At 69.2% G+C, this 15,221-nt stretch carries 1 protein-coding gene (cut by a window edge); it reads left to right on the top strand.

Going from position 1 to position 15,221, the window contains the following annotated elements; all coding sequences use genetic code 11:
• Nucleotides 1-15,221, top strand: part of the annotated coding region (locus tag VIW71_RS11860; RefSeq protein ID WP_422664581.1) for a scabin-related ADP-ribosyltransferase (this coding region is incomplete at both ends). 15,085 nt of the annotated region lie to the left of the window's left edge; 15,221 of its 30,306 annotated nt are in view.

Consider the following 15,221-nt stretch of genomic DNA (forward strand, 5'->3'; position numbering starts at 1 on the left):
CTGGTGGCGCAGATCGTCGTGCCGCACGAGCACGGCCCGGTCACCCCGGTCACCGAGTCGGAAGCGGCTGTCGCCGGCAGCCTCAAAGCACTGCGGCGCTGGCCCGCGGAAGGGCGGTATCTAGACTTCTCCTCCGGCACCTCCGGCCTGTATCCGACGTTCCTGGTGATGCCGGCCCTGCCCCGGACGATCGCCGGCCTGTACGCCCGGCTGCACCGGCTGCCGCAGGCGTGGCTCAGTAACGAGATCCACTGGCCGTCCGAGATCACCGAGGCGACCCGGCCCGAGACCCTGACTGCCTATTTCGGCCTGCTCACCAGTGAGCGCGGCTGGACGTTCGAGTTGCCGGCCAAGGGCGGCTGGCGTTCGGTGGTGAGGCTCCGGCTGCGGGCGTACGAGCCGCGCCGGCTGGAGGACACCGGGGGCGAGACGGAGATCGAGCAGTACTCCCAGGCGATCGGGAAGCACACCCGGGTCAGGGACAGGACACGCTCGGCCGGAGTGCAGGCCATGGCCGGTCCGCAGTTCCGGTTCGGCTCCGACGCCAGCGGCGGCGCGCAGATCACCGAGGAAAAGGACGACTCCTTCGTTGCGTATGGGCGCGCCGCGTCCTCGGGAGGCTCGGACGAAGCGGGCACCCACCCCGTGAGCACGCACGAGGGGGCGGAGCCGGGCGGCCGGGTCACGCTGCTGGCAAACGTGGACGCGGGCAAGTCGTGGAGCACCTCCCACGATGTCGACAAGGGCCACATCGAGATCACCCGGGCGACCTACGGCGGCACACCGGCGCGCTACCGCACCCACTCGGCCATCGAGGTCACCGTCAACCGCTCGAAGGGCGACAAGGTCGTCGAGGAGCAACCGCGCTACCTGTGGTTCACCGACGCGATGGACCTGCTGCTGCCCGAGCGCAGGGTCGAGGACGTGCTGCCGCAGCACCTGAAGGAGATCCCGCAGCCGCAGGCGGAGCAGCAGCCGACGGCCGAGGCGCAGACCCGGACCGGCGAGCAGCAGACCGCCGAACAGCGGACCGGCGAGCAGCAGCAGCCCAACCAGGAGATTCAGCAGGACACGACGGAGGCCGGTTCCTCGCATCTGATCGAGGTGGCGCGGGCCGCTTCGTCGCGCTTCGTCGAGACCGGACTGCTGGACAGGCCGGGCAGGCAGGACGCCGGGGAACGTCAGGGCACGTCGCAGGCGCCGCCGATCGCCCGCAACTACCTCAACGACGGAATCCTGCCGCGCACCAGCGCGCACCCCGAGGTGCTGCGGGCCGAGGGTGTGATGGCCGAGATCGAGCGGCGGCTGCGGGAGCGGGGGCTGCTGCGTCCGCGGACCGGCGACCGGGCGGGCGCGTCGGACCCGCTGCTGCGCACGCTGGAGGCGGCGTTCCGCCCGGAGGCGCTGATCACCGACTTCGACTCCCTGCTCAACACGGGCAAGTGGACGTGGACCCCCATCAAGGGCTTCGCCGGGACCACCCACTACCTGTGGGTGCGGGTGTCGGTGACGGAGATTCAGCCCGCACACGCCCAGCGGCACCGCCCGGGGGTGAAGCTCACGCTGCGCGGGGAGAGCATCACCGAGGACAAGACGGTCGAGAAGCAGTCGCTGTCGCGGGGCGTCGGCGTCGCCTTCACCGCACGCGGCGGCGAGGACGACCACGCGGCCCACACGCACGGCCACGGCGGCGGCGACGTGGTCGCGGGATACCTGAACACGCAGGTGACATCGGAGACCCAGCTCACGAAGAAGCTCGACATCTACCGGGGCAACACCCGCGACGACTCCCAGGAGCTCGAGCACCGGTTCACCCTCCGGGTCGAGACGGGTACCACCCACAAACTCCCCGAGGCCCTCCACGCCCTGGTCAAGGGCACCCGCTTCGTCACCGGAGCCGTCGCCTCGGGCCTGGACCGGGGCGACGCCTGGGCGCGCTTCTGGCACGGCAACGAGCCCTGGGTCTGGTACGACGACGGCCTGCACACTCCGATCCCGGGCAGCGTACGGCTGCTGGTGCCCACGCACCTGACCAGCGAGACGGTGGGGCCGGACATCCCCGTGCCGTTCAAGCGGGTCCACGGCGAGAACCCGCGCTGGGAGCGGCCCGCCACCCCTTCCGCCCCCGCGCCCGAAGTGCTGGTCACCAATCTCCACCCCTGGGACGTCCGGGCCGCGGACGCGGTCAACCGCTGGGTCAAGGTCGCCGCCCTGCGGGCCGTACGCGACCCGGACCTGACCAAGGACGGAATCTGGGACATCCCCGGCATCGACTTCACGTCCAAGGAGGGCCTGGCCTACGACCACCACACCAGTCACGGCATGCTCCGCCCGAACATCGAGGCGCTGCTGAGGCAGCAGTACGAGGTGAAGGTCGGCGACCGGACGGTGAAGGTCGGCTTCGAACTGACCGGTGCGGAGGTGATCGGTCCCGAGCAGGGAGTGCAGTTCAAGGCACGCAGGTACCAGCAGGTCGACAAGGACGAGGAGTACACGACCGAGACGATCAAGGGCTGGTACTACGGCGGCGGCCCCGAAGGCGGTGGCGGCTCCGGCGACACCGCCCTGCTGCAACGGCTGCCCTGGGAAATGCGCACCTCCGACGAGTCCAAGCTCGTCTCGGCCGCCGCTGCGACGGTCGAGGAGAACCGGGAGGCTACCCGGCCGTTCCGCTACTACCGCTTCAACCTCACGGTGGTCGCCGAACCGGTCGGCGGCGTCCGCCGCGTGCTCAAGGTCGACGTTCCCGACGGTCTGATCGGCATGCTCCCGATGAAGGACGGCCGGCTCGTCGACGACCTGGAGACGATTCTGGCGTCCCTGGGCCGACAGCCCGACGTGTCCCAGGCCGAGGCGTCTCCGACCGCGCAGCCTCAGTCCGAGGAGCCCGCGCCGGTGCCCCTGGTGGTGCAGTCCCCCATTTCAGCACCCCGCTTGCCCCTTCTTCCGACGATCCACGAGGAGCCGGAGGAGGAGACGCCCGACGCCTCCGCCGTCCGCTCGGTCGAGAACAGCGTCCACGACATCCTGATGGGCGTCCAGGAGACCGCCGCGTCCACGCAGGGGCAGGAGGACGCGGACGTGGCTCCGGCGGTCAACTACAGCCTGATTCAGCTTGACGAGCGCGATGCTATCGTCGAGAGCCGTCCCGGCGAGGTTCTGTGGCGCTTCTCCGATCAGGCACCCGACCACGTCTTCGTCCACGGATTCGTCGCTGACGACACCAGGAACGTGGTCGATGTCCAGGGCTGGCTTTACGGTGGCGAACCGGCGCAGTTCGTCTCCACGACCAGGAATCCCGAACTGTGGTTCCGGGGCAAGCGGTACCGCTACGAGATCGACTCCTCTCGCAACGCCGACCCACGAGGGGTCGACATCCGCGGCACGATGTACTGGCTCAACGAGCAAGTCAGGCTCACGACCGAGCAGGAGGTCGCGTTCACCGGAAGCGTGAGTGCGGCAGCCGTCGTGCGTGTCTACGACCAGCAGCTGGACCGTACCGGCACATGGGACCCGCGGACGCAGGAGGTCAGCTGGCGTCCTGGCGGGCGGGACGTGAACGAGCTGGAAGGTCAGCCGGTTGGCCCGCTGGGCGTTGAGGCGACGGTGGATGAGGGCGCCCCTCCGGTGACCAGCAGTCCGCAGCGGTCCGCGGCCATCCAGGGCGTTGACGCGCCCCATGAGGTGCGGCGCCAAGTGCTGGAGTTCGGGCGCCGGTCCAAGACGCTCTCGGACGAGCAGCGGGAGGCGATCCGGGAGCTGGCCAGAAGCACCGCGCGGGTGACGGTCGAAAACGGCGGGCTTGGTCAGGACTTGCCCAAGGTGACGGTGTACGCCGGCGGCAACGGGAGCGCCCTGGCCGACCGGGACGCGACCGCCGTGGAGACCGCTCGGCAGCGCGGCGAGGCGGTCGCAAGCGTGTTCCGGCACGCTCTGGTCTCCGAGGTCACCCTTCTTCAGGGCGGGCAGGGGCTTGTTCCGACGGACCTGTCGTCGCGGGTCGTCGTGAAGAGTCTCGGCCGTCGCATGGAGATGAAGACTCCCTTCGGCCCGGGCGACGACGTGGAGCGGCTGCGGCGCCGGGTGATCATCGAGGTGATCGAACAACCGGCAGGGACGGCGTCCGCCGACGACCTCGCCCCCGGCCTGCAGCAGAGCCTGGAGCAGGATGCCGTGTCCGTTCACCCGGCGCAGGGCCTGCCGCCCGTGGGCGACGGCCTGGCCGGGGCGGAGCCGCTGGGCGAGCCGTGGGGCTCCGGTGAGGTGCGGACCGACCGGTGGCTTCCGTTCGGTTCGCGGTCCGAGGGCCCGGACGTCACCCCGGCGTTCACGTTCTCGCGGGACGACGACGGCCGTTTGTCGGCGCACCGGCCTCCGGCGTCGGGCGAGCGGACACAGGTGGGGTACACCTGGGCCCGGTACCGCGGCGACGCGCCGGCGCAGGAAACCCTCCAGCTGACCCGGCGGGTGCATCTGCGAACCCAGGGCGCCACGCCCGAACAGGTCACCCGGCTGCGGGAGAACATCTCCCGGGCCCTGGAGGAGGCGATCAACCAGCAGCGGTACCGGCTGCCGGCGAACCAGCCCGACGTGGTCACCGGTCCTCAGTCACCGGGTCCGGTACTGCGGGCCGCTGTCGAGTTCGTCGACAGCCCCGACGACGCCCACACCGTGGTGGAGGTGCGCGGGGGTCTGCCCCAGCCAGGCATCCCCATGGTGCAGAACGTGTGGTTCACCGACGTGCATCCCCTGGCGTATGTGCACGAGATCGTGCACGGTTTCGGGGTCATCGACGACCGGGCGGACCCGCGCGTGCTGCTGACCCCCGGTGGGCGGCACGACCAGGTGGTTCCTGAAGGTACGTCGAGCCTGATGGGCCCGTTCAGAATCCGGCCGGGCGAGGAGCCCAGCTTCGTCCTGACGCCGGATCACCTGCGACAGATCGCCGATGTCCTGGCACCGTACCTGCACGCGGGCAGCCTGGAGCCGGCCGCGGCGCAGGACCGCGGTGAGGCCGGACACGGCGCCGACGATCAGCTGACGGCGGAACCCCCGGCGGTCGACTACCAGCTCATTCCCCATGACCCGCACGACCCTGTCGTGGAGGCGCCGGGCGCAGGGCACGAAGGCCCGACCGACATCCGGGACCTCGACGCCCGGCGCGCGGCCTTCGAGCAGGCGGTCGGGGTGTACTACCACAACGATCCCGTGGCGCTCGCCGCGGCCCGCGCGGCCGTGACACGGTTGCGCGAGGTGCTGCTTGCCGCGTATCCCGAACAGCCGGAGGAGGTGGTGGCCGCCTCCTTCTTCACGACCGACCCGACGTCTGCGGGGCAGGTCGGTCCGGCGACGGACGCGTCCACCACGAGTGTCGGCTGGCTCGACAGACTGCTCACCATTGGCTCCGTCCGGGAGCTCATGACCGCCTTCTTCAACGCGGTTGGCAAGAAAGCCCTGTTCGAAGGGAATGCCGACATCCCCTCGTTGACGAGCGTGCTCAAGCCGGTCCTCGCAGCGCCGGAGCACGACGCCAACACCCCGGTGTCCGCCGACGGCATGGACAGGGCCGCGCGGTTGGGCCTCAACCAGCCCGCGCTGGAGACCTACCTCACGTATCTGTACGGGGGGCCGCGCACCGCGCTCGCCGCCTGGGCCGACGCAGACCCCGAGGTCCGGGGGCAGTCCTACCTCTTCGTGCCGGACGATCCCTTCGCCCTGGGCAACCTGGCCGCCCTCAGCACCCGGGACGTCGTCAAGGATCCCATCGAGCTGGTCCGCAGCCAGCCCTCCCGGATCGCGCGGCCCGCTGACGAGCGGGTGACGGGCGGTGCGAAGAAGACGCCGCATGACTACACCTACCTCGGCGTGCCACTGAGCGAAGGTGAGCGAACGTTCCTCGCCCAGCACGAACGGCCCTTGTCGCTCGTCGGTTTCGCCACCGAGGAGATCCCGCTCGACACTCTGGATTTCGATCCCGCCACAGGGAATCCGGTGGTGACGGACATCCTGGCACGGCCCGACGTCATCACCGTCGAGATCCAGCGCTCCTCGACGGCCGGACTGCCGGAAGCCGCGCAGCACGGCGTGACCGTCGGTGACACGCCCGCAGGCCCTGTTCAGAAGGTCATCGCCGTGGTCCGCACCCCCGTGATCGTTCGGGACATCCGGGCCGGGGACCGCGCTCTCGACGGAGAACAGGGCCCCGAGTTCCCCCTGGCCTGGGTCGAGGGACGCGCCTACTTCGACCTCGACACGCAGTCACCCTGGTACCAGAAGTGGCACGACACCCGTGGCATGCCGCTGGTCGCCGGCGTCTCGGGAACCACGTTGCGCATGCTGCGGGCCTTCCAGTGGCTCAATGTTCCGGACATCACTGACGTCGACTTCCGGAAGGCCCTGATGGGATGGATGCTCCCGGGCCAGGACCACTCGCTCTTCGAAATCCTGTATGGCTCCTACCTCGCGGATGTCGCCTCACCCGAGGAGCGGCAGGCACTGAGGGGTGACGTCACCCAGCTCTACGCGATCCCCGGACTCGTACCGCCCCACCTGACACCACCTGCCGAACCGGACGTGACCGGGCCCGTCGACACGCAGCCCGCGGTGGACTACCGGATGGTGCACGCGGACGATCAGCCGTTCGTGGTGGTGCCGGATGGTTGGGGGCCGGTCACCGAAGCCGGGCGGGATGGCTTGGAGGGGTCTGTTGTCGCGCCGGTGGTGCCGGGTGTGGTGTGGGGGTCGGGTGAGGTGGGGACTGAGCGGTGGGCGCCGTTCGGTACGCGGTCCAAGGCGCTGCGAGATCAGGGGGTTCCGGAGGCTTTCGAGTTCACGGTTGTGGATGGTGTGCTGGCGGCTGTCCGGGGGCGGCCTGGTGGTACGGGTGTGTGGACCGGCGTCGGTTACGCCTGGGAGTGGCGCCGCGGCGAGACGCCGGGCGGCGATGTGCTCCGGCTGACTCGCCGGGTTCATCTCAAGACCGAGGGAGTCGCGTCTGGGCGGGTCCAGGCTCTCCGGGACAAGCTCTCCGGGGCTGTTGACGAGGTGGTGAACGGGCCGGGTTACCGGTTGCCGGCTTTCCAGCCCGACCAGGTGACCGGTCCTCAGATGCCGGGTCCTCTGCTTCAGGTGGACGTGGAGTTCGTGGAGTCGGCGGAGGAGGCTCACACGAGTGTGACGTTGCGGGAGGGGCTGCCCGGCCCGGGCCGCAGGATGCTTCAGGGTGTCTGGTTCACCGATGTTCACCCGGCGGCGTATGTCCATGAGATCGTGCACGGTTTCGGTGTCGTGGACGACGCGCTCAACCCGCACACTCTGATGAATCCCGGTGGGTTGGGTGAGCAGGTGGTCTCCGAGGGTGAGACGTCCTTGATGGGTCCGTTCCGGGGCCGCCAGGGCGAGTTGCCGCGGTTCGTCCTCACCTCTGATCACCTCCAGCAGATCGCGGATGTGCTGTCGCCGTACCTGCACGCGGGACGGCTGGAGCATCAGGACTCCGTGCGGGACCAGCAGGAGCGTCCTGCTGGGACCGGGCAGCCGGAGGCGCAGCCGGCGGTCGACTACCGGCTCATCGATGAGGATGAACAGTTTGCGGTGGTGGAGAGCGGTCCTGGCGACATCCTGTGGCGCTTTTCGAACCGTGCACCGGAGGAGGTGTTCGCTCAGGGATTCCGGGCCGATGACACCACGAACGTGGTTGGGGTCGAATACTGGGTGCGTTGGAATCCGCCGGCTCAGTTCGTGTCCACGACGAAGGACGCCGAACTGTGGCACCTCGGCAAGCGGTACCGGTACCGGATCAGTCCGTGGCGTAACGACGATCCCACGGGCGTCGACATCACGCCCACGCTGGCCAACATCGGGCGGGAGAGTGGGCTTGCGGCCGAGCAGGAGGTCGCGTTCACCGGGGACGTCAGCCCCGAGGCTGTGGTGAGTGTCTACGACAGTGAGGAGGACCGTACCGGTATCTGGGACCCGGTGATCGGGGCGGTGGTGTGGCGCCCGGGTGTCCAGGATCTGCCGGTGCGGCGGGAGGTCCTCGAGTTCGCCAGCAAGTCCAAGGAGTTGTCGGCGGGGCAGCGGGCGAGGGTGCGCGAGCTCGCCGAACAGACGGCCCGGGTGGTGATCGACAACCGGCAGCTCGGGCTGCCTGCGCCCCGGGTGGAGGTGCTCGGCGGGGGCAACGTGGGCTCCTCGGAGTCCGGCTCCCAGCGTGCTGACGCGGTCGCGTCGGTGTTCCGGCAGGCTCTGGCGTCGGCGCTGGTCTCCCTGCAGCAAGGGCACCCCGCTCCCGTCACCATGAACCCCTCGATGGTGATCACGCGCAACATCGGGCGCGCCATGGGCGACCAGCCGCCGTACCCGGCCGGCTCCAACAGCCAGCGACTGCGCCGCCGGGCCATCATCGAGATCAACGAACGCCCAGGCGAACAATCGGAGAACCAGCCGGAGACGCAGCCCGCGGTCGATTACCAGCTCGTTCATGACGACGATCTGGACGCGATTGTCGAGAGCGACCCGGGTGAGACTCTTTGGCGTTTTTCCGACCATGCGCCCGAGCATGTCTTTGTGCACGGGTTCGTGGCTGATGACATCACCAATGTGGTCGATCTCGATGACTGGATGTTCAATAATCCGTCGGCGCAGTTCGTCTCCACGACGAAGTATTCCGGACTGTGGCACGAGAAGAAGCGTTACCGTTACCAGATCGACCCCTCCCGTAACCCTGATCCGACGGGAATCGATCTCGAGCCTACGATGATCAAGCGATATGGGGAGTACGCCCTCGCGGACGAAGAGGAGGTCGCGTTCACCGGGAGCATCAGTCCCGACGCAGTCGTGTCTGTTTACGACAGGCAACGGGACCGTACGGGCCTGTGGGACCGGGAGACCCAGAGCATCACCTGGTATGCCGGTGCCCTCTACATGGGTGACTCGGACGGGGAATCGGACGATGCGGTGATTGCGGACGCCGAGCCGGGCCTGCCGGAGGGTTGGGGGCAGGTCGGTGAGGCGGGGCAGGGTGCTGTTCTGGAGGAGTCCGTTGTCGCGCCGGTGACTCCGGGCGTGGTGTGGGGTTCGGGTGAGGTGGGGACCGAGCGGTGGGCGCCGTTCGGTTCCCGGTCGGGGCGCTCGGGGGAGTCGGGTGGTCCGGAGGCGTTTGAGTTCTCGGTGGAGGACGGGGCCCTGCGGCGTGTGGAGCCTGGGCCTTTCGGTTCGGGCGTGTGGACGCGGGTGGGGTATTCGTGGGTGTGGCGTCGTGGGGACGGGGTGGGGCGGGACACGCTTGAGTTGACGCGGCGTGTGTATCTGAAGGCGGCTGAGGGTGTTTCGCCCGGGGAGGTGGAGGCTCTTCAGGCGAGTCTGGTACGGGCTTTGGACGGGGTGGTGAACGAGCCGGGGTATCGATTGCCGGTCTTGCAGCCTGACGCGGTGACGGGGCCGCAGTTGTCTGGTCCGTTGCTGCGGGTGGCAGTGGAGTTCGTGGACTCCGAGAGTGATGCGCACGCGTCGGTTGAGGTGCATCGGGGTTTGCCGGGTCCGGGTCGGCGGATGGTGCAGGGGCGGTGGTACACGGGGGTTCATCCGGCGGCGTACGTTCATGAGTTGGTGCACGGTCTGGGTGTTCATGATGACGAGTTGAACGCCCATACCCTCATGGTGCCCGGTGGGCTGGGTGAGCAGGTGGTGCCGGAGGGCGAGTCGAGTCTGATGGGGCCGTTCCGGGGCCGGGATGGTGGTGTTCCGCCTTTCGCCCTGACGTCTGACCATCTTCAGCAGATAGCGGATGTGATGTCGCCGTATCTGCATGCGGGGCGGCTGGACGGTCAGGCCCCTGTTTCGCCGCAGGGCCAGGAGTTGGTGGACAGCGGCGTCGAGGCAGGGCGGCCGGACCCGCAACCGGGGGTCGACTACAGCCTTGTTCATCGGGACGACCGTGCTGACGTTGTCGAGAGCAGTCCTGATGACGTTCTCTGGCGCTTCTCCAACCGCGACCCTGAGGAAGTTTTCACGCGGGGATTCACGGCCGACGACACCACCAATGTGGTCGATCTCGACAACTGGGTGGCATGGAATCCAGAGGCCCAGTTTGTCTCCACTACCAGGGAAAGTGAGCTGTGGTTCGAGCAACGCCGTTACCGCTATCTGATCGACCCCTCACGCAACGTCGATGTCACGGGAGTCGACGTCACCCCCACGCTGCGGAACAAGCCGTACCCCCTGTTGGAAGAGGAACAGGAAGTCGCGTTCACCGGGACCATCAGTCCCGAGGCCGTGGTGAGCGTCTACGACAGCCAGCTAAACCGCACCGGAGTTTGGGATTCGGAAAACGGGAACGTCACGTGGCGTCCCGGCCGGCTCGACCAGGATGGGGCGCCGACCCCGGCAACCAACCGCGATGCGAACGTGGAGGAAGAGGACCAGCTCGCGGAGGAGGACCAGCCGGAGACGCAGCCCGCGGTCGATTACCAGCTCGTTCATCCGGACGACCGTGAGCAGCAGCTGCAGCGGTACGGGGTCGTGGACACCGAGCCCGGCCTCCCGCCGGACTGGGAGCAGCTCGCTGGGGGCGATGCCGTCCTCCCGGCGGAGGCTGGCCCGGACGTGCCCCACGCCGAATCGTCTCCTTCCCCGCAACCGGAATCCGTGACGCCGTTCGTGCCGGGCGATCCCCTGCCCGCTCACAGCGACGTGGAGGACCCGGAGTCGTGGCCCGACGAGATGATCATCATGCGGCCGCCGCCCGCCGCGTCGCAGTGGTGGCAGGAGACGCCCCCGGTGACGAGGACGCTCACCGGCGGTCCCGGTAGCACTGGGGAGGTCGTCGGACGTGACTTCACACCGTCGCAGACGCGTCCCGAAGCGCTGGCACCGTTGGACGTGTCGACGGTGTACCTGGTCAGGCCGTCCCGGGAGGAGGGCCAGGGGCCGCGAGCGACGTTCAGGCCCGCACCCTGGCAGCGGTTCTCGCCCAGTCGGCCGTTCTTTGTAGCGGCCACGGGAGACGGCCAGTCCGTCACCGTCGAGACCGAGGACGGTGCCACGGTGACCATGTCGCCGGAGAGCTTCGCCGATGTGCTGTCGGGCGATCCCGGACTACTGACGGCTCCCACGGACGTGCCGGTGGTTTTGCTGATGCCACACGCGGCGTTCGGTGACATGGCCGTGCCGCGACTGGTCGCCGCGCGCACCGGCCGCGAGGTGTGGGCTCCCAGCGCCTCGCTGGAACTGCTTCTCTCGCCTGACGGCGATTCCACCTGGATCACTCGTGGGGCCGCCCACCGTGGCCTGCCGGCCGGTGAGTGGGTGCGGAGCCTGCCGGGCGACCTCGGCGGCTCGACGTGGGCGGAGCAGAAGATCGTCACGCTCCCCGCCCCCGAGAGCGTTTGGGACGTCTACGGACGCGAGCATTCCGACGGGACGCTGTTCAGCTATCCCATCGTGGACGCCGAGTACCGGCCCGTGGGGCGTGCCCTGTTCCCACCGCAGCAGTGGGCGGGGCGGGAGGAGGAAGACACCCGCTTCATGCCGGTGCGGGAGGAGTTCGCACAGGCGAAGCTCGAAGAGGGCGTCATGGATCCGGTGAGGGGGACGGAGCGGCCGCTGCCGTGGGTGCGTGACCTGCCGGGCCTGACACCGTATTTCTGGTCCTCCCACGGCGCGCGCGGCAGTCTGACGTTCCAGAAGGACGCGACATCGAAAGCCTGGCTGGACGGCACGCAGGGCGGCCGGGTCATCAGGCGGCGGCCGAGCCTGTCGCTGCGCCCGCCGAACACGCCGATCGTGCTGGTCGCCTGCCACGGCCACACGGTGGGCCAGCAGGTCGCCGACGAGACGGGCCGCAGGGTGTACGCGCCCACGGCGGCGACCAGCAGCGGCTTCGCCGTGGTCACGGGGCCGGAGGGTCAACAAGGCCGGTGGCTGGCCTTCGACCCGCACCAGTGGTCGGAGGTTTCGGCTGATGCGCCGGAACCGGCGGTGGACGAGGTGGGCCAGGGCCTGCATCACGCCGACGACGGCGACATCGCCGAGGTCGGTCCTGGCGGCTCCCAGTGGCGCTTCTCCCAGCAGGCGCCGGAGGAAGTGTTCCGGCAGGGGTTCGGCACGAGCGGCACGCCGGTCCGCTCGGGGTCGCAGTCGCTGACCGGTCCGTCGGCGCAGCCGGTCTCCGTGAGTGGCGACGTGGAGTCGTGGCACCGTGGCAGGCGCTATCGGTACCGGATTGACGCGCTGGCGGCGAGCTTCGACGTCATGAGGTTCGGGATCGACACTCTCACGCTGTCCGACGGCCAGGATGCCTTCGTCGATGCGGGTGTGAGCGCCGACACCGTGATAAGTGTGTACGATCTGCGGTTGGACCGGACCGGTGTGTGGGACCCGGCGACCGAGTCGGTGAGCTGGACCCTGGGGGCCCACGACCTGCCGGGTGAACAGGAGGAGTCTGCAGAGTACGAGTCCGCGTACGAGTCCCCGTACGAGTCCCCGTACGAGTCCGACTCCGCGTACGAGTCCGCGTACGAGCCCGAGTTCGACGCGGGCGGGTCGGCCGCGGCTCATGCGGCACTGTCCCCCTCCATCCCTCCGAACGTGGGGCAGCAGGTTCCGCACGTCGCACCGGCGAACGCGGCTGATGCGCGCGGCCTGGACCAGGCGAGCCGGGCGGCGTCAGGCGTGGACAGCACGGTCGACAGGGACGAGCTGCCTGTGCGCGAGGAGCCCGTCCCCTTCAAAGCTGTGCTGGACGGGCATCGCAATGATCAGCAGGTTTCCGCCTACCTGCTGGTGCCGGGCCCCCCGGACAGCATCGCCGGTGCCTCCGACGCGGTATTGCGGACCGAGGGGCAGCCGTTCGTCCAGCTGAGCCTGACATGGCCTAAGCCGGGGCCCGCCACACGAGGGCACACGTTGCTCAAGATCGTGGTGCCGAGGGGCTTGGCCGTCGATCCGGACGCCGGCTCCGGACCGAACCGCTCGCGGCGGCTGTGGGTGGGCGAGTCCGAGCTTTCCCAGGTGGCGATCCAGGAGGTCTACACGCCCGACAACAGCTCGCTGACCCAGTGGAAGAGCCGCCGGGAGCCTGGCCTCACCGACCAGCCGCTCTCCGTGCTGTCGCGTGTGGGCCAGGCGCTCCACGCGAACCGGGATCGGCACGCGACCGTCGGCGATCCCGTGGTCCGCGTCGCCACACGTATCCGCTTCGCGGAGGAATCGCTGAGGTTCGAACGGCGCCTGGGCGCCTACCTCGCGAATCTTGATGCGGTGAACGCGCAAGCCCACAGCCTGCTCAAGTCCGTCTGGGACCGGGCCGGCGACGACCTGCGGGCGCGTATGGGCAGCGACACCCCCCACGCCACGGGCGCGGTCGGCACCGACTTGGCTGAGCTCCAGCGGGTCGTGGACTCCGGGAACTTCCGCGAGCGCATGCACATGCTGTACAAGGCGGTGCACGGCGGTGTCACCCAGCAGCTCCTCCGCTCCGACAAGGAGCGCCCCGAACTGCTCGCCAGGGAATGGCCCTTCCAGGCCCGGACCGAGGCCATGAAGCGGGCGCCCGACGAGGAACAGCGCATCAGGGCCCTGCCGGACAGCCCGGAGAAGCAGGCGCTGCTGGACGCCCTGTGGGACCCGATGCTGACCGATCTCACCCCCGACGAGGTCGTGCCCCCGCTCAGCGACGCCGAACGGAAGATGGCAGTCGGCAAGGACGGCCGCCTTCAGTGGACACCGGGCGAGAAGACGCGTGAGATCTCCATGAACAGCCCGAGCCAGGCGGAGGCGGAGGCGACCGGTGGATTGATGTCCGCCGGACTGTCCAACACCACGTATTTCACGCTCGCCGCCGTCCGGCGCATGCACGAGCAGTGGGGCGTCCCGGTCGACTACCGGGTGACGCGGCTGATGCTGCTGGCCGACATGCTGCAGGTGGGGCACCACACCTACCACGAGATCATGACGGCGGCGGAGTTCTTCGGCAGCAGGTACCTGCACGACGACTCGCTTGAGTACCACAACGACTGGGGCCGGCACCGCTGGCTGTCACCCCTGACCGAGGAGGAACTGCGCGACAGCGTCGCGGTGGACGGAAAGTTCCCCGACGAGCACGCCCTCGGAGTGGAACCTGGAGAGACCGTTTCCACCGCGCCCGCACCGCGTGTCGTCCAGTTCGCGAAAAAGTCCAAGGAACTCGGCACGGAAGCCGTGCTCGCCCTGCGCAGGCACGCAAGGGATCTCTTCCGGGAGATCCTTGCAGCCGCCCAGGCAGGTCGGCCGCTCCCGGAAGTCCAGGTCATCGGCTACGGCAATTCGCCGGTCAACGGCGTCCGCACCGGTCAGCAGCGGGCGGATCAGGTCGCCCTCGCGCTGCACCGTGAGCTGACGGCACTTGAGACGCGTTGGCGGGCGGGGATAGGTCGGTACAACGATTTCCCGGGTTTCCTCGACGGCCTGGTGATCAGCACCGAATCGCGTGGCAAGGTCGCAGTCCCTCCGGTCCGCAAGACCGCACCGGAGGACGGCCTTCGGGTCGTGCTCATCGAACTCCAAGTCCGGGGAACCGTAGCCACCGACGCCACGCACACCGCGGACACCGATACGGCGCTTCCACCGGATGCACGCCAGACGCGTCACGACGCCGACCGGCGGCAGGCTCAGCAGCAGGAGGAGCCTGTCTCCGCGACGCACACCGCGGGGCCGCCGCTGAACGACGCGCTGGACACCCCGCCGGCACTTCCGCCGGACTGGGGTCAGGCCATCGCTGGCCAAGCTGGACACGCCACGGCGACCGGAGAGCAGCAGCAGGGCGCGCAGGCCCAGGACGCGGCCGCGACCGGGCCGGTCCTGCTCCCCCCTGTGTGGGGCTCCGGTGAGGTACGTACCGACCGGTGGATTCCGTACGGTTCCCGGTCGGGTGATGCAGAGGTCCCGAACGCCTTCAGTTTCGAGGTGTCGGAGGACGGAACGCCGAGGAGAGTGCGGCGGCCCGACGGTTCGGGCGAGCGGATGGAGGTCGGCTACTCCTGGAGCTGGCATCGCGGCGACTCGGCGATGGGCGACGTGCTCGTGCTGACGCGGCGTGTACGCCTGCGGCCGGCGGAGGTCACGCCTGATGAGATCGCGGCTCTTGGCGAGCATGCCACGCCCGATGAGATCGCGGCCCTTCGTGCGAGCGTCACGCCCGGCGACGAGGAGATCGCGGCTCTCCGCGGGAAGCTCACCCGCAC

Source organism: Streptomyces sp. (assembly GCF_036524955.1).
Taxonomy (GTDB): Bacteria; Actinomycetota; Actinomycetes; order Streptomycetales; family Streptomycetaceae; genus Actinacidiphila.